Source organism: Bradyrhizobium sp. MI1.11, assembly GCF_055811255.1.
The window spans coordinates 9,809-26,001 of the sequence record NZ_JBVVPM010000068.1 but is presented as its reverse complement, the minus strand read 5'-3'; the positions used below and the strand labels follow the sequence as shown (position 1 = coordinate 26,001).

Below are 16,193 nucleotides of genomic sequence, written 5' to 3'. Positions count from 1 at the left end.
CCAAGGTCAAGTCAAGGACGGCTGTAACCCGGTTTTAGCCATCCCGGCACCGACTTCCCTTGTTTGGACCGGGGGGAACCGATATCTAGCAAAAGACGTCAATCCCGACCGAAGCCAGAGTTTTTAAAAGCCATGCGTGCCGTTCTCGACATCGTCATCATCGTGCTCGACCTCTACGTCTGGCTGCTGATCGCGTCCGCGATCCTGTCCTGGCTGATCGCCTTCAACGTCGTGAACACCCGCAACCAGTTCGTGTCGGCAGTGGCGGAGTTCCTGTACCGGATCACGGAGCCGGTCCTGGCGCCGATTCGCAATTTCCTGCCCAGCCTCGGCGGCCTCGACATCTCGCCGATCATCCTGATCCTGCTCATCATGTTCATCGAGCGGGTGATCCTGTATTACATCTACCCGAACGTGATCTAAGCAGGCTGGAGCGCCCTGGGTTGCCAAAGAACCTTGTCATCAGGGAACCTTGGCGTTACGGGGCCGCAGGTATCAGCATCGCGCTGCGGGTGACGCCGCGCGGCGGCCGCGACGATATCGACGGGATCGAGCAGCTCTCCGATGGCCGCAGCGTGCTCAAGGTGCGTGTGCGCGCTATCGCGGATGGCGGCGAGGCCAATAAGGCCGTTCTGGTGCTGCTGGCGAAATCGCTGGGCGTGCCGAAGGCCAGCGTCAAACTCCTGTCGGGAGCGACCTCGCGGCTGAAGCAGATCGCGGTCGACGGCGATCCGGCGCGGCTCGGCGAAGCGCTGCGCCTGCTCGCATCAGCCAAATCGACGGACTGAGGGAACTGACATGACCGCCAAGATCATCGACGGAAAAGTCATCGCCGCGGAACTTCGCGCCCGCGTCGCCGACGAGGTCGCACGCGTCAAGCGCGAGCACAATCTGGTACCGGGCCTTGCGGTCGTTCTGGTCGGAAGCGACCCGGCCAGCGAGGTCTATGTGCGCTCGAAACACACCCAGACCCAGGCCGCCGGTATGGCCTCGTTCGAGCACAAGCTGCCGGCCGACGTCTCGCAAGCAGATCTCCTGGCGCTCGTCGCAAAACTTAACCGCGATCCCGCCGTGCACGGTATTCTGGTGCAATTGCCGCTGCCCAAGGGCCTCAACACCGAGGCCGTCGTCAATGCCATTGATCCCGCTAAGGATGTCGATGGGCTGCATCCGAACAATGCCGGCCGCCTCGCCGGCGGCTTCGAGGCGCTGTCGCCCTGCACGCCGCTCGGCTGCATCATTTTGACCAAGAGCGTGCATGCCTCGCTCGAAGGCATGAACGCCATCGTCATCGGCCGCTCCAACCTCGTCGGCCGCCCGCTGGTGCAGCTGTTGCTGAACGAGAACGCCACGGTGACCATCGCGCATTCGCGCTCGCGTGACCTGCCCGGGCTCGTGAGGCGCGCAGACCTCGTCTACGCCGCGGTCGGAAAGTCAGAGATGGTGCGCGGCGACTGGCTGAAGCCGGGGGCGACCGTGATCGACGTCGGCATCAACCGGATCCCGAAGGACGACGGCAAAACGCGTCTCGTTGGCGATGTTGCCTATCAGGAAGCGCTCGCCGTGGCTGGCGCCATCACGCCGGTGCCGGGCGGCGTCGGTCAGATGACGGTCGCGTGCCTGCTCGTGAACACGTTGCGCGCGGCCTGCGCGATCGCAGGGCTGCCGAAGCCGGCGGTGTAGTTCACCTCGCCCCGCTTGCGGGGCGAGGGAGCAGAGCTCAGGCGTTCTTCTTCTTCTCGCGATCGATGCCTTCGAGGATCAGCTTGTGTGCATCCTCGGGGCCGCCCCAGCGCAGGATCTTCACCCACTTGCCGGGTTCGAGATCCTTGTAGTGTTCGAAGAAGTGCTGGATCTGCTGCAGCGTGATGTCAGGCAGGTCGGAATACGACTTCACCTTGTCGTAGCGCTGGGTGAGCTTGGACGATGGCACGGCCAAAATCTTTTCGTCGCCGCCGGCTTCGTCTTCCATGAACAGCACGCCGACCGGGCGCACGCTCATGACCGCGCCGGGAATGATGGCGCGGGTGTTGATGATGAGGACGTCGCAGGGATCGCCGTCATCGGACAGCGTGTGCGGGATGAAGCCGTAGTTACCGGGGTAACGCATCGGGGTGTAGAGGAAACGATCGACCACCAGCGTGCCGGCTTCCTTGTCCATCTCGTATTTGATCGGTTCGCCGCCCACGGGGACTTCGATGATGACGTTGACGTCGTGGGGTACGTTTTTCCCGATCGAGACCGCATCGATACGCATTCAAGGCTCCGTTGTTGCCAAGGTTAAATCGCACCCGGCAGCGATTTTGGCGCTGTCATACGCGGGCTTGGCCCGCTGATCCATCGCGTTTTTGTGAAATAATGAATCCAGCGATCACCGGCTCAAACGGCAACGGTATCGACGGAAGGGAAACGCTGCCGAGCGGACTTCAGCAGCTCAATTGGTCCAAGCGAAGGCAACCTTGTCGAGCGACTTCGGCCCGAAACGCTCCGAGGAGCGCGCCACCATGCGGCCGCCCAGGGCACGGTAGAACTCGGTGGCCGGATCGTTGTCCGAGAGCGCCCACACCACCATGCTCTTCAGGCCGCTCTGCATCAGGTCGCGGCGGGCCGCGGTGAACAGCCGGCGGCCAAAGCCCAGGCCCTGGAATTCGGGACGCAGATAGAGCTCGTAGACCTCGCCGTCGAAATGCAGGCTGCGGGCGCGGTTGCGGCCGTAATTGGCGTAGCCTGCGATCTTGTCGCCGAACACCAGCACGCTGACGCGGCTGCCCTTGCGGATCGCACTGTCCCACCATTGCGGACCGCGGCGGTTGATCAGCTTCTCCAGTTCGGCGCCGGGAATGATGCCCTGATAGGCGGAGCGCCAGGCTTCGTCATGGGTGGACGCCACCGCAGTTGCATCTGCGGCTTTGGCCGGCCGGACCTCGATCAGGGTTGTGCTCATGGACGTGATCAAACCAAGTCGCCGCGCCGGCGGCAAGACCTATCGTTAATTATCGGTTAACGTGTGGACTTTCTGCATCAGTATTTGAACCATGTTGTACCGAAAAAAGACAAGACGCCGATTCGAATGGCACCGGGGTGCTCTGCGCCGGTGCAAAACCGCTTTGCGGCAACGAATGGACGGCAATGGCAACGCAGAAAGTCTGCCGATATTGATTCGTTCCTACTAGTGTGACCGTCGCAGTTCTCGCCTCCGGCAATTCATGCGGCTCCTCAATATCTTCGTGCTTCTGCCTTTGTTGGCCTTGCTGACTGCGTCGCCTGTGTGCGCTCAGGTCACTTTTGGTTCGTCCGGAGCGGAGGGCGATCCGTTTCGCCGGCAGCAATGGCGCGTGCCATCGCCGGATACCGACATCGCCGCTCATGCCCTGCTGTTTCGCCCGCCGGGTGCCGGCCCGTTCCGGCTTGCGGTGATCGCGCACGCATCGACGCAAAATGCCTTGCGACGCGCGCAAATGCCCCAGCCGGAATACCGCGCACTCACGGCATTCCTCATCGCGCGCCGCTTCGCCGTGCTGGTGCCGGAACGGCTCGGCCATGGCACAACGGGCGGGCGCTATATCGAGGACCAGGGTGGCTGCGACGAGGCGGACTATGTGCGCTCGGGCCGTTTAACGGCCGACGAAATCGCGCTCGCGCTGGAGGATTTGCGAAAGCAGGATTTTATCCGCAAGGACGCCGCGATCGTGATCGGCCATTCCGCCGGTGGCTGGGGCGCTCTGGCGCTCGCGAATGCCGATCCGAAGACGATCTCCGCCATCATCGTCCTTGCGCCGGGCCGCGGTGGCCATGCCAATGACGAGCCGAACCGGATCTGCGCGCCGCATACGCTTCTCGCGGCGGCGGCGGAATTCGGCAAGGCCGCGCGCATCCCCGTCACGTGGCTCGTTGCCGCCAATGACAGCTACTTTGCACCGTCATTTTCGCTTGCGTTGGTCGACGCGTTTCGGCGCAGCGGCGGCAAGGTAGAGTTCCGTGCGCTGCCGGGCGTGGGCAGCGAAGGGCACTGGATGATCGAGAGCGAGGCCGGCGTCAAATCCGCGCGTGCCGAACTCGATCGCGCTCTGAAGCCGGCGGCTGGCAAAAAGCCATGACGCTGCATTTCCTGATATTGGATAATCGCTGATGCCCAAATGGCCTGACGATGACGTCATCCTGTTCGATGGGGTCTGCATTTTCTGCTCGCGCTGGGTCCGCTTCGTCGCCAAACGTGACACGGCGAAGCGATTTCGCTTCACGCCGATCCAGTCTGACTATGGCGCCCGGCTCGCGCGCACGTTCGGCATCGATCCCGCTGATCCCGACACCAACGCCGTGGTTCACGGCGGCGAGGTGTTCATGAAGTCGGACGCCGCGCTGACGGTGCTGTCGCAGCTCCCCGGCTGGGGTTGGGTGCGCGCGTCGTTCGCCGTGCCGAAAGCGTTGCGCGACCCGGTCTACAGCCTCATTGCGCGCAACCGCTACCGCATCTTTGGCAAGTACGACGCGTGCTTCGTGCCTGATGCCGATTTGCGAGCACGGGTGATTGAGTAATTCGTCATCGCGAGCGTAGCGAAGCAATCCAGACTCCGGCTGCGGAAAGATTCTGATTGCTTCGCCGCGCTCGCAATGACAGCGTGTGTGGCTACGGTTTGCCCAGGACCCCCAGCACTTCCTGCGCCGCGCGCTCCCCTGAATCCCTCGCGCCATGCGCCGTTGAGAAAAAATTTGGCGACGTCGCTTCTCCCGCAAAGAACAGCCGCCCATCCACAGGTGTCGCCAGCACGGCGCGGTCACCGGCGTGGCCCGGCAGCGCGTGCGAGTAGGAGCCTCTCGCGAAGGGGTCGTGGGCCCAGCGCGACTCGTAGAGCGGCTTCAGCTTTCGCCTGATATCGTTGCCGAGAAGGCCTGCGATCTCGTCGATGCCCTGCGCGGCAATCGCGCCTTCGCCGGCGTCTTCCAGTCCGCGTGCAAAGCTGCCGCCGAAAAAGCCTTCGATGCAGGGCTGGCCGAATGGGCGGATATGATAGGTGCCCATGTCGGTGCGCATTGTGGCGCCGCGCAAATTGCCTTCCTTCGGGAAGGCCTCGGCATCGTCGAGCGCAAGCGTCACCTTGTCGTCGACACCGAGCGGCAGGCCGGCTGCGGCGTCGACCTTGGCGCGCAAGGCAGGGAAGAAGCGGATGGCTTCGTCGGCGATCAGATTGGTCGGCACGGTGACGATCACCTTGCCCGCGATCAGCGTGCCCTGCGATGTCTCGATGCGGATGCGCTGGCCGGAATGATCGATCAGCGTGACGTTGGAGTTCAGCGCCACCGGGCAGGGCGCGCCATAGGCCGCGATCAGAGCACCATAGCCGCGGCGGACCCGCCAGTTGAGGTCGCTGTCCTCATAGGCGTCCCAGTCCAGTGTGGACATGTCCTTCAGTTCGCAGCCGTTGATATAAGTCGAGATCGCGTCGATCATGGGATTCCAGCGATTGCCAGGCTCCAGGCTCAGGCTGGCCGGCTCGTCCTTGCCTTTCTGCGCGGCCTGCCAGAGCCGCTCGTAGAACGTGTCCATCGCGCGCATGAACTCGTCGCGCTGGCTCTGCGGAAACGCGTTGCCATAGGCGCGCTCGCGCCACGGCGGCAGGTCCTTGTTGACCTCGAAACCGAGCTGATTTGCGATCGCGGCAAAGGAGTTCTGGTCCGCCGAATGCAGCCAGCCGCAGCCGACGTCGAAGGTCACCTCGGGCGAGGCCTGCACCGTCCAGGCTCGGCCACCAAGCCGGTCGCGCGCCTCGAGCACGATCACGGAGAGGCCGGAGCCTGCCAGCGCATGCGCCGCGCCGAGGCCGGCGGCGCCCGCACCGATGATCGCGACGTCAACGGAGGAGGGAAGGGAGCTCATGGGCGGGCTCTAGCACGTTCGCAAAGAGTGCTGAAGCCGGGCGGACACACAGCTCACGTGTCCCGGACGCGGTGCGGCGTGTAACGCCGCTCCGCAGAGCCGGGACCCAAGGTGATGTGGAGGTTGTGAGAGTAACTGGGCCCCGGCTCAGCAGCGCATCACTGCGTGCTGCGCTGCGTCCGGGGCACGAGGGCGGTAGCTTAAGCCACTGCTTCCTTGGATTTTTCCGCGCGCTTGCGCTCGTTCGGGTCGAGGTGCCGCTTACGCAGGCGGATCGACTTCGGCGTGATCTCGACCAACTCGTCGTCCTCGATATAGGCCAGCGCCTTTTCCAGGGTCATGCGGATCGGCGGGGTCAGGCGCACCGCTTCATCCTTCGACGTGGTTCGGATGTTGGTGAGCTGCTTGCCCTTGAGCACGTTGATCTCGAGGTCGTTGTCGCGGGTATGCTCGCCGACGATCATGCCCTTGTAGACCTTCCAGCCCGGCTCGATCATCATCGGGCCGCGATCTTCCAGCTTGAACATGGCGTAAGCCACCGCTTCGCCCTGGTCGTTGGAGATCAGCACGCCATTGCGGCGGCCCTGGATCTCGCCCTTGTACGGCGCGTAGCCATGGAACAAACGGTTCATGATCGCGGTGCCGCGGGTATCGGTGAGCAGTTCGCCCTGGTAGCCGATCAGGCCGCGCGTCGGCGCGTAGAACACCAGCCGCAGGCGGTTGCCGCCGGACGGCTTCATCTCGATCAGCTCGGACTTGCGCTCGCTCATCTTCTGCACGACGACGCCGGAATGCTCCTCGTCGACGTCGATGACGACTTCCTCGATCGGCTCCAGCGTGGCGCCGGTGGCCTCGTCTTTCTGCAGCACGACGCGCGGACGCGACACCGAAAGCTCGAAGCCCTCGCGGCGCATGGTCTCGATCAGGATCGCGAGCTGCAATTCACCGCGGCCCGAGACTTCCATCGCGTCCTTGTCCGAGGCTTCGACGACCCGCAGCGCGACGTTTCCTTCGGACTCGCGCAGCAGGCGGTCGCGGATCATGCGGCTGGTCACCTTGTCGCCTTCGGTGCCCGCGAGCGGCGAGTTGTTGACGATGAAGGACATCGAGACGGTCGGCGGATCGATCGGCTGCGCCACCAGCGGGGTGTCGACCGACGGATCGCAGAAGGTATCGGCGACTGTGCCCTTGGTCAGGCCGGCGATTGCGACGATGTCGCCTGCCTCGGCTTCGTCGAGAGGAGTGCGCTCGATGCCGCGGAAGGCGAGGATCTTGGTGATGCGGCCGGTCTCGATGGTCTTGCCGTCGGCGCCCAGCACCTTCACGGCCTGGTTCGGCTTGATCGAACCGGAAGAGATACGGCCGGTGATGATGCGGCCGAGATAGGGGTTAGCTTCCAGAATGGTGCCGATCATGCGGAACGGGCCTTCCTCGACGGTCGGCGGCGCGACATGGCGCACGATCAGGTCGAACAGCGGCTGCATGCCGGCTTCGTGCGACCCATCCGGGCTCTCGGCCATCCAGCCTTGCTTGGCCGACCCGTAGAGGATCGGGAAGTCGAGCTGCTCCTCGCTGGCGTCGAGCGCCGCGAACAGGTCGAACACCTCGTTGATGACTTCGGTCGCCCGCGCGTCGGGACGGTCAACCTTGTTGATCACGACGATCGGCTTCAAACCGACCTTGAGCGCCTTGGAGACCACGAATTTGGTCTGCGGCAGCGGGCCCTCGGCGGCGTCGACCAGCACCAGCGCGCCGTCCACCATGTTGAGAATGCGCTCGACCTCGCCGCCGAAATCGGCGTGGCCGGGGGTGTCGACGATGTTGATGCGGGTGTCCTTCCACTGCACCGAGGCCGCCTTGGCCAGGATGGTGATGCCGCGCTCGCGCTCCAGATCGTTGGAGTCCATGGCGCGCTCGGTCACCTTCTGGTTCTCGCGATAGGTGCCGGATTGCTGGAGGAGGCGGTCGACCAGAGTCGTCTTGCCGTGGTCGACGTGGGCGATGATGGCGATGTTGCGAAGGTTCATGAGTGAGCTTCTTTGCGGTCGGACAATGGGTTAAGCGCGATCTCGCCGGTCAGACCGGGACCTCTTCTCGAAACAACGCTTGAAGACTGGAAACGGGGCGCTTTCCGCCCAAAAGGGAAAGCCCGGCATATCGACCGGGCACCCTACGCGTTGCGGCGCAATATAGGCAAAAACGGCCAAAAAACAATGTGTTCTTTGGCCGTTGGTTGATTGAATTTTATCCGGGGATTCCCGGGGGTTAGGCGAAAAGCCGGGCTCAGCCGCGCCGGCCCTTGATGGCGGCCCAGATCAGGGCGACCCCGCCGAGCCCCACGACCAGGCCCAGGAAGACCAGGGGCGCGACGTCGGAATCGATCCGGCCTCTGTCGGATATGGATATTCCGCCGAACAGGAGTGCACAGGCACCAGGCAGCAGCAGGATGATCCCGAAGATCGCCATGAGCGCGGTCAGACAGCCGCTGCGCTTGTTCGTCGGGGCAGGAGGCGGTCCCGGAGGGGCTGGCGTCGGCGTGTCGCTGATGCTCATGCCTGCAGGACTCCTTCGATTGACTGCGCCGCCAGCTCGGCGCGGATGCCGTCGATCTTTCCGTTCCGGTAGAACAAATTGTAGGTGTCGAACGGGATGATCGCGCCGTTCTCGGTGACGAAATGGATGCAGCTGCGCTTGACGTTGCCGACGCAGAAATTGAAGCGGTCGAGAAACTGCACGATGGTGACGCGGAATACGTTCTCGTACGTGATTCCCTGCGGGACCTCGAAGCTCGGCAGGCAGCACAACAATTCGCAGACGCGCTCGCTCGTGTTCAGCGGTCCCGAGGACAGCGAAAACAGATCGATGAATTTCTCCCTCAGCGCCGGATGCTTCTCCGGGCTGATCGTATTGGGCAACAATGCGACGAGTTGCTCCTGCGGGATCAGCGAGGTCAGCGGTAGCACTTTGTCGCCGTTGCGCAGGCCGTACCCGATCGAGATGCTTTCGGGGTTGCAGGGCAGCGGGATCATGTCCTTGTCGCCGAACACGCCGGTTTCGACCACGCGTTTGCGAATCTCCGACAGCATGATGCGATCGGTGTTCTTGTCGAAATTCTCGTTGCGGCCGGCATCCTGCACCGGCTGCAGCGTGACGCCGCGCACGCACTTCCAGGTCAGCGCATGGCGAACGATGTCGCCGATCTCGGCATCGTTGACGCCGCGCTTGATGGTCGCCACCAGCGTGGTCGATACGCCGTAATGCTCGAGATTCTCCAGCGCCTGCTGACGGATCTTGCGCAAATCCGCGCCGCGCAGATTGATCAGCGCGTCGCGTTCAAGCGAGTCGAACTGGAGATAGACCTCGAGCCCTCGCTTGTTCTCGGCGAGCCGCGCCACGAAATCTTTTTCGCGGGCGATACGCAGGCCGTTGGTGTTGATCATGACATGGCGGATCGGGCGGGCGCGCACCGCATCGAGGATCGCGAAGAAGTCCGGATGCAGCGTCGGCTCGCCGCCGGAGATCTGCACCAAATCAGGCTCGCCCTCGCTCGCGACCAGCGCGTCGAGCATTCGCTCGATCTTGGCCAGCGGCGTGAAGCTGGTCCGCGCCGGCGAGGAATCGGCAAAGCACACCGGGCAGGTCAGATTGCAATGCTCGGTGATCTCGATCAGGGCCAGGCAGGAATGCTGCTCGTGGTCGGGGCACAGGCCGCAATCATAGGGGCAGCCGAATTCGGTATGCCGTTGAAAGGCGAGCGGCCGGTCGCCGGGCTTGATGAAATCCTTGCACAGGCGCCAATAGGCTGCGTCCGTCGAGACCAGCGTGGACTGGACGCCATGCTCCTTGCAGCGCTTCTCGTACCAGACCTCGTTGTCGAGGATCTGGATCTTGGCCGGCACCAGCTTCAGGCAGGTCTCGCAGAGAGATTGGGTCTGACCCCAGAAGATATAGGGGCGCGACTTACGCAACGGCGCGTTCATGCATGGGTCTCGCTTTGGGCGCCCTCGCCAGCATGACGACAGCGTAGAGCAGGATGGACAGCGACAGCAGGTGAAACAGCGTGAAGGGGCCGATCAGCGTGCCGTAGGGCTTGAGGAATTCCCACAGGAAGCGCTGTGCGCCATAGTAGACGAGGACGAGGTAGAAACCATTGGTGATCACAAACGCCCTCCGGTTCAAGACCGCCACCACGTAGAGCAGCGCGAATACGCCCATCGCGGCGCTTTCGTACAGCTGCACGGGATGCCGAAGGATGCCGTCGCCGAAATCATGGCCCCAGGGCCATGCCGCCGGCGTGCCGTAGGTGAAATCGTCAAGGCCCGCGAAATAGCAGCCGAGCCGGCCGATCGCGATGCCGAGCGCCAGCGGCAGCGCAAAACGGGCGCCGGTTCGCACCGTGATTCCTGCGGACCATTTGTAGAGCTCGATCGCCGCGATGCCCCCGGCGAGCGCGCCCTCGACCGAGCGCGCAATGCCGCTCTGGCCCGACAGCCACAGATTGGCGGAGCCGAACAGATAGGCGCCGAGGCCCGCACCGAACACCAAAGCGGCGAGGTAGGACCGCTCGACGGATTGCGCCGGAAACCGCAAGCCCTGTCGCGACAGCCAGTAGAGTGCCACGGCCGCAGCCATCCATGCTGCGACGTCGAAGAGAGTGTGAAGGAAAGCCCCGCTCATGCGGGGGACATTAGCCCAGGTTCCCGCCCGGCGGGATAGTGCGGCCGCTTCTTATCCCCGAAGAGGAGCGAGGCAGGTGGCTAGCCGGCTTGCCGCTCTTCGGTCGGATAGACCCCGCGCAGCACCTCTTCGAAGTGCAACTTCACGGCCTCGTTGCACATGCAGGCGCGCAGGCGCAGGCCCTCGCGGTTGCGGACCAGGATCGATCCGCGTCGCGTGTCGAGCACGCCTTCCGCCTTGAACGACTGAAGCACGCGGCTGGCATAGCTGCGGCCGACGCCGAGCAGTGTCGCGAGCTGCTCGTGGGTCAGAGGCACACTGCTCTCGTCGCCGGTCCGCTCCATCGCCGCCAGCATCCATTTGGCGGTGCGCTGCTCGATCGAGTGAATGGCGTTGCAGGCGGTGGACTGGAAGATCTGCGCCAGCATGCAGTCGGCGTAGCGAGCGAAGACATGGCGCAACGAGGGCGAGCGCTGCTTGGCGGCCTCCAGCTTGCCGACGTGAATGCGCGCAAACGGCCCGCCGAATTTCACGCAGATCCGGGTATAGGCCGGTAAAAATCCTTCGCTGACGATGCCGCCCACCGCGCCTTCGCGGCCGACCAGGATGGTCTCGACGTCGCGGCCGTCCTCATTGGGAACGAGGAAGGTCGCAAGCGATGGTCCGCAGGGAAAGTGGACGACCTGGACGTCATCGCCGGGGTTGTAGAGCAATTCATTCGCCGCTGCGCTTTCGAGCATGACATGTGGCGCAAGCAGGGCGAAGTCGGCCGGGCTCAAGCGCCGCAGCAGATTGTTGGTCGGCCGGCTGTCGATCTCGGTGGCGTTGCTGGTCCGCGCGTCCATCTCAAACTCCCATCCGCCTCCACCTTAGCGAGTTCCGTCGAGGTCCTGTGTGCACAAGTGGACAGACCTAATAACTGTAATGTGGTGGGTTTCGTTCCGGGAACCCTCCGCGCTGGGTGCAGGCGTCGTGACCGGTATCCCAGTCAGAGAAACCTCATGCTCCAAGTTACGATGATGGCACCCGCCGTTTCCGATAGTTCAAATTGTCCTGCCGATGTTCTCATCGTCGAGGACGATCCGATCATCGCGATCGACTTCGAGGATCGCCTGCTCGGATTTGGCGTGAAGAGCGTGCGCACGGTAGGTTCAGTGGCGCAGGCGCTGGCCGCGATCGCGGCGCGCGTCCCCGGATTCGCCTTGCTCGACGTCGGATTGAGTCGCGAGAACAGCTTTGCGGTGGCCGAACGGCTCGCGGCGCTGAAAATTCCGTTCGTCTTCGTTACCGGCTACGGCGCTGACGCGCGCATCCCGCCGGAATTCGCCAGCCAGCCGCGTCTGCAGAAGCCGTGTTCGAGCGAAGCGCTGGAGGCGGCGCTCCAGGTCCGCGCGGCGGACTAGCGATACGGCGTCAGGCCTGCTTCGGATCGAGCGTGGTCGACCACAGCGCGACGTCGGCGCGGTCGCGCAAGGTCACCGTCATCTGGCCGGAAGCGCCGTCGATCTTGACGTGTCCGAAGAACTGCATCCCGGCGGACGGCGGCAGGTTCTGGTTGTCTTTCCCCGGCGCCTTGACGAAACGCACCTCCGGCCCAAACGTATTGTCGAGCGCGTTCGGACCGAATGTGCCCGCGTGAAGCGGGCCCGACACGAACTCCCAGAACGGCTCGAAATCCTGGAATTGCGCCTTGTTGGGATCGTAATAATGCGCGGCAGCGTAATGCACGTCCGCCGTCAGCCACACGGTGTTGCTGACCGGCGCCATCTTGATGAAGCGCAGGATGTCGGCGATCTCGAACTCGCGGCCGCGCACCGGGCCGTCGCCCTGCGCAATGGCTTCCGATCCACCCTTCGGCGTGTCCGACACGACGAGGCTGAGCGGCATGTCGGAGGCGATCACTTTCCAGGTCGCGCGCGAATTCAACAGGCCGCGCTTGAGCCAGGCGGTCTGGTCCGGGCCGAGGAAATAGCTGGCCGGGTCGTAAGCGGTTTCGAGGTTGGGGCCATTCGGGCCGCGATAGCTACGCTCGTCGAGCACGAACACGTCGAGATGGGGACCATAGGAGATCTGCCGATAGACCCGGCCGGGCTCGACGATGCTTTCGCGCATCGGATACATCTCGTGGAAGGCACGGCCTGCGCGGGCCGCAAGCAGCGCGATGTCGCGCTCCTTGTAGGTCGCGGGCAGCTCCTTCGACAGCGACCAGTTGTTGGTCACCTCATGGTCGTCCCACTGCACGAAGATCGGCACTTCGGCATTGAAGGCGCGAAGATTGTCGTCGGTGAAATTGTATTTGTGCGCGGCGCGGTACTCGTCCAGCGTCTCGGCGACCTTGGCCTTCTCGGGAATCGCGACGTTCTTCCAAATCTTGCCGTCGGCGAGCTTCACCTCGGACTGGATAGGGCCGTCGGCATAGATGGTGTCACCGGAGTGCAGGAAGAAATCCGGACGGTGCTTGCGCATCGCCGAGAAGGTGAACATGCCGCCGTCGTCGGGGTTGATGCCCCAGCCTTTTCCTGCGACGTCGCCGCCCCAGACGAAGCTGACGTCACGGCGGTCGGCGGGCGCGGTGCGGAAGCGGCCGGTCACCGGCTCGCCCTCCACCGCGGTGTGCGAAAGATCGCGGAAGCGGACGCGATAGAAAATGTCCTGTCCGCCCGGCAGGTTTTCGATCAGCATCTTTGCGGTGAAGTCGCTCTCGGGCAGCGCCGCGATCGGCGGCAGTGCGCGGGCATCCCTGAACGACTCCGTCGTCGCCACGTCGACCAGCATCTGTGCGGGCCGGTCGGTACGCGCCCAGACCACCCCGCCGTCGACGGTGACGTCGCCCGACTGCACGCCATGGGTCACCGCCGGCCGGTCGGCCGCGCGAGAGAGATGGGGCATTGCGACCGCGCCGAGCGCGCCGGCACTGGTCGTCAGGAAATTGCGGCGGGAGAATTTGATGTTCATGGGACGGTCTCGATATCGCGTGAGGCGGCCGTCCAGGGCGGCCGCCACGGTGAAGCCCGACGCTATATTGAGACAATGTGACGCAGCGATAACGGGTGCAAGCGCTTACGCGTTGCCCGCGGCCCGGAATTGCGCGCCGGTGCGCTGCAGGTTCTGTGGCAGGCTGAACAGCACCGCCTTGCGGTCGGCAACCGCCGCATGGAACTGGTCGAGCGCAATGTTGAAGGCGGTGAGCGCGCCTTCCTCGATCGCGCCGTGGTCGTAGCAGCGCAGCGTGTCGCGCAGGATCTCGTCGGCCTCGGTCTGCATCTGATCGAGATCTTCGGTCGTTTCGCTCTTTCGAGCGGCGGTGATCATGTCGAGCAGCCGCTCGCGCAGATGGCTGTTGTTGTCGCGCTCGTCCTTCTTCAGATAGCCTGCAAACCAGGCGCCGATCGAGCCCATGGCCGAGAGCGCCATCAGGGTCCACCAGATGTAATCGCTGTATCTGTCGAGGAAGGTCTTTTCCTCGCCGTCGACGAAAGCGGCGGCGCCGGGATGCACGGGAATCACCGCATCCTTGTCGGTGTCGGGCGTTTCGATCTTCGCCGCCAGCGGGAATTCCGTCACCAATTGCTGGCGCACGGAGAACAGCTGGCGCGTGAACGCCGCGATGGTGGTTTCGGACACAGTTTTGCGCGCCACGATGTGGTGCGAGAAGCTGATGGTCTTGACCTCGTCGTCGGGGCGATCGGGCGAGCCGCCGTAAGTGCCCGCGGGAATTTCGGCCGCTTCATAGACCGGATGATTTTGCGCGATCGCATCCGCGGAATCGATCGCGAGAAAGGTTGGCGTGCCGAAATCCTTGGTGGAGGCGGCGATCGCCTCGGACGTGATCTTGCTGTTGACGGGACCGGCCGCGAGATAGGCATCAGCCCTCTGGGCCTTGATCGCCTCGACGGCTTCGCTTGCCGGGTATTGCACGATCTCGACCTTGGCGGGATCGACGCCGTATTGCTGCAGGATCACCTTGAGCAAATTGACGTTGGCCTGGGTGCGGCCGACCACGCCGACCCGATGTCCGGCGAGCTGCGCGATCTTGGTGATCTTCGGACCCTTCTTCTTGCCCTTGCCGGACACGGACCACAGCACCACGACGTTCTTGCGCAGGGTCGCAACCGCTTGCGCGTTCTTCGGTACGTCGACGTCGCCGCGCACGATGGCGAGGTCGGCCTTGCCTTCCGCGAGCAGATTGGCGCTGGCGGTGGCGCCGTCGGTCTGGATCGGGCGCAGCCGCACAGAACTCTTGTGCTGCGCGAAGGCCTGGGTCAGTGCCTGCACGACCTTGACGTCATCGCTATTGGCGGGGCCGACCGCGATCTTCAGCGTCACCGGCCGCATGGCAAAATAGTAGCCGCCGGCGAGCGCGCCAACGATCGCGAGCACCAGCGCGAGAGTCACGAGCGCCGTCTTCCGCGCCGATGATCGCGGCGAGGGCGGGGTGGGCGCTTCGGCCAGGTCCAATCCCCCGGTCATCGATCTCCCGAACAGTCGCTTGAGGCTCAGTTTCATCTTGGCCGGCGATTTACGCCCGCAAGTGTAGCAAATTTCTTGTCCGGCAGGGTTACATCTCCGTCATGGTTAGCGGATGGGGTCTAATCCCGTATGAACCCGGGGCGTCGGTGCGGTGTTAGGGTAAAGTTCCCCTGAAGGACGGAGGCGATGATGGCAGAACGGCTCTCGGCGGAGGCGCGCAGGCAGGCGCTGGATGGACTATCTGATTGGACCGAGGTTCAGGGACGCGAGGCGATCGGGAAAACCTTTGTCTTCAAGGATTTCAACGAGGCGTTCGGCTTCATGACCCGCGCGGCGCTGGTCGCCGAGAAGATGGACCACCACCCCGAATGGCGCAATGTCTACAAGACGGTGGAGGTGGTGCTGTCGACCCATGACGCCGGCGGCGTCACGGCGCTCGACATCGCGCTCGCCAAGGCGATGAATGCCATCGCCAAGCTGACACCAGGCTGACGTCTTGCAGGGCCCGGGCGCGTCCCCATCTTGTGATCAGCACGGGATGCGGCGATCTGCCACCCCAGGCTGGAACGGGGAGTTTGTCCGAACATGGCTGCCGAACACAGCGTCGGTTTCGAGCCGGCCGACCGGCTCGCGGAAGATCGTGAGAGCGTGCGGCGCCGCTTCTGGCGCAAGCTGAAGCGTGTCGCCGCGCAGCTGCCGTTCGCGGAGGATCTGCTCGCCGCCTATTACTGCGCCTTCGACCGGCAGACGCCGCGCCATGTCCAGGCGTCGCTGCTCGGGGCGATCGCTTATTTCATCCTGCCGTTCGATTTCGTCCCCGACGTGATGCCGATCCTCGGCTTCACCGATGACGCCGCCGTGCTCGCCACTGCGATCCGCATGGTCGCCAGCCACATCACGAACGAGCATCGCGAAGCCGCCCGCGCCGCGCTGAAGCGCGGGGTGGATGAGGTGGACGTGGAAGCCGCGCAGTAGCTGTCGCCGCATACTCCGCTGTCATTCCCCGCGAAGGCGGGGAATCCAGTACGCCGCGGCCGCCTTCCGATTGAACCATAACCGTCTCGGAATGCTGTCATGGGCCCCCCGGGGGGGGGGGGGCGGCGGGGGGGGGGGGCGGGGGTCGGGGGGGGGGGGGGGCCCCCGCGCCGTGTAGCGGGGCCCCGCCGGGGAT

The 16,193-nt window shown here is 64.1% G+C and carries 18 protein-coding genes; 8 read left to right on the top strand and 10 right to left on the bottom strand.

The annotated features are described in order from the left end of the window. The first annotated feature begins 132 nt into the window (after nt 1-132). The 3 genes from AC0L30_RS37440 to folD are packed head-to-tail and all read left to right on the top strand — an operon-like array spanning nt 133 to nt 1,683. The gene (locus AC0L30_RS37440) at nt 133-423 is read left to right on the top strand and encodes a YggT family protein (protein ID WP_007598721.1); all 291 of its coding nucleotides are present in this window, start codon (nt 133-135) and stop codon (nt 421-423) included. 20 nt (nt 424-443) lie between these two features. Continuing rightward, nucleotides 444-788, top strand: a complete 345-nt coding sequence (locus tag AC0L30_RS37435) for a DUF167 domain-containing protein (RefSeq protein WP_473406385.1) — start codon at nt 444-446, stop codon at nt 786-788. A 10-nt stretch (nt 789-798) separates the two neighbouring features. After that, a complete protein-coding gene (gene folD / locus AC0L30_RS37430) occupies nt 799-1,683 on the top strand; it encodes a bifunctional methylenetetrahydrofolate dehydrogenase/methenyltetrahydrofolate cyclohydrolase FolD (protein ID WP_007598723.1) in 885 nt (294 codons plus the stop codon). Between the two features lie 37 nt (nt 1,684-1,720). Here folD and ppa read toward each other — a convergent pair whose 3' ends face one another. Together ppa and AC0L30_RS37420 are read right to left on the bottom strand one after the other, a co-directional pair. Continuing rightward, nucleotides 1,721-2,257, bottom strand: coding sequence for an inorganic diphosphatase (gene ppa / locus AC0L30_RS37425; RefSeq protein ID WP_473406384.1), 537 nt, complete (start codon nt 2,255-2,257; stop codon nt 1,721-1,723). Between the two features lie 177 nt (nt 2,258-2,434). After that, nucleotides 2,435-2,944 carry a GNAT family N-acetyltransferase gene (locus tag AC0L30_RS37420; RefSeq protein ID WP_007598725.1) on the bottom strand — a complete coding sequence of 170 codons (510 nt, stop codon included), beginning with the start codon at nt 2,942-2,944 and terminating at the stop codon, nt 2,435-2,437. A gap of 262 nt (nt 2,945-3,206) precedes the next feature. Between AC0L30_RS37420 and AC0L30_RS37415 the strand changes: the two genes are divergently transcribed. Continuing rightward, entirely contained in the window at nt 3,207-4,097 is an 891-nt protein-coding gene (locus AC0L30_RS37415; protein WP_473406383.1) for an alpha/beta hydrolase family protein, read from the top strand. 31 nt (nt 4,098-4,128) lie between these two features. Then, nucleotides 4,129-4,536 carry a thiol-disulfide oxidoreductase DCC family protein gene (locus AC0L30_RS37410; RefSeq protein WP_473406382.1) on the top strand — a complete coding sequence of 136 codons (408 nt, stop codon included), beginning with the start codon at nt 4,129-4,131 and terminating at the stop codon, nt 4,534-4,536. 91 nt (nt 4,537-4,627) lie between these two features. On the opposite strand, the gene AC0L30_RS37405 is transcribed toward AC0L30_RS37410, so the two are convergent. From AC0L30_RS37405 to AC0L30_RS37380, 6 genes are all read right to left on the bottom strand, one after another. After that, complete coding sequence (locus AC0L30_RS37405) at nt 4,628-5,875, bottom strand: flavin monoamine oxidase family protein (RefSeq protein WP_473406381.1); 1,248 nt, start codon at nt 5,873-5,875, stop codon at nt 4,628-4,630. A 200-nt stretch (nt 5,876-6,075) separates the two neighbouring features. Next, the gene (gene typA / locus AC0L30_RS37400; RefSeq protein ID WP_007598731.1) at nt 6,076-7,902 is read right to left on the bottom strand and encodes a translational GTPase TypA; all 1,827 of its coding nucleotides are present in this window, start codon (nt 7,900-7,902) and stop codon (nt 6,076-6,078) included. A 256-nt stretch (nt 7,903-8,158) separates the two neighbouring features. Continuing rightward, nucleotides 8,159-8,428: a hypothetical protein gene (locus AC0L30_RS37395; RefSeq protein ID WP_219681853.1), complete on the bottom strand. Its 270-nt coding sequence runs from the start codon at nt 8,426-8,428 to the stop codon at nt 8,159-8,161. Then, entirely contained in the window at nt 8,425-9,855 is a 1,431-nt protein-coding gene (locus tag AC0L30_RS37390) for a radical SAM protein (protein WP_219681852.1), read from the bottom strand. The genes AC0L30_RS37395 and AC0L30_RS37390 overlap by 4 nt, the downstream gene beginning before the upstream one ends. After that, nucleotides 9,836-10,552, bottom strand: coding sequence for a prolipoprotein diacylglyceryl transferase (locus tag AC0L30_RS37385; RefSeq protein ID WP_473406380.1), 717 nt, complete (start codon nt 10,550-10,552; stop codon nt 9,836-9,838). The genes AC0L30_RS37390 and AC0L30_RS37385 overlap by 20 nt, the downstream gene beginning before the upstream one ends. Before the next feature lie 80 nt (nt 10,553-10,632). Then, nucleotides 10,633-11,397 carry a Crp/Fnr family transcriptional regulator gene (locus tag AC0L30_RS37380; RefSeq protein WP_007598738.1) on the bottom strand — a complete coding sequence of 255 codons (765 nt, stop codon included), beginning with the start codon at nt 11,395-11,397 and terminating at the stop codon, nt 10,633-10,635. Between the two features lie 156 nt (nt 11,398-11,553). Here AC0L30_RS37380 and AC0L30_RS37375 point away from each other — a divergent pair, with 156 nt between their 5' ends. Further along, entirely contained in the window at nt 11,554-11,955 is a 402-nt protein-coding gene (locus tag AC0L30_RS37375; protein ID WP_354201548.1) for a response regulator, read from the top strand. Nucleotides 11,956-11,965: 10 nt separating this feature from the next. Here AC0L30_RS37375 and AC0L30_RS37370 read toward each other — a convergent pair whose 3' ends face one another. Continuing rightward, nucleotides 11,966-13,507, bottom strand: coding sequence for an alkaline phosphatase D family protein (locus AC0L30_RS37370; protein WP_473406379.1), 1,542 nt, complete (start codon nt 13,505-13,507; stop codon nt 11,966-11,968). Between the two features lie 105 nt (nt 13,508-13,612). Continuing rightward, nucleotides 13,613-15,058, bottom strand: coding sequence for a TAXI family TRAP transporter solute-binding subunit (locus tag AC0L30_RS37365; protein WP_219681851.1), 1,446 nt, complete (start codon nt 15,056-15,058; stop codon nt 13,613-13,615). A gap of 153 nt (nt 15,059-15,211) precedes the next feature. On the opposite strand from AC0L30_RS37365, the gene AC0L30_RS37360 reads away from it, so the two are divergent. Then, on the top strand, nt 15,212-15,514 hold the full coding sequence (locus tag AC0L30_RS37360) for a 4a-hydroxytetrahydrobiopterin dehydratase (RefSeq protein WP_473255853.1): 303 nt from the start codon (nt 15,212-15,214) through the stop codon (nt 15,512-15,514). Nucleotides 15,515-15,607: 93 nt separating this feature from the next. Beyond that, nucleotides 15,608-15,997, top strand: coding sequence for a YkvA family protein (locus AC0L30_RS37355; RefSeq protein ID WP_007598747.1), 390 nt, complete (start codon nt 15,608-15,610; stop codon nt 15,995-15,997). Nucleotides 15,998-16,193 lie beyond the last annotated feature (196 nt).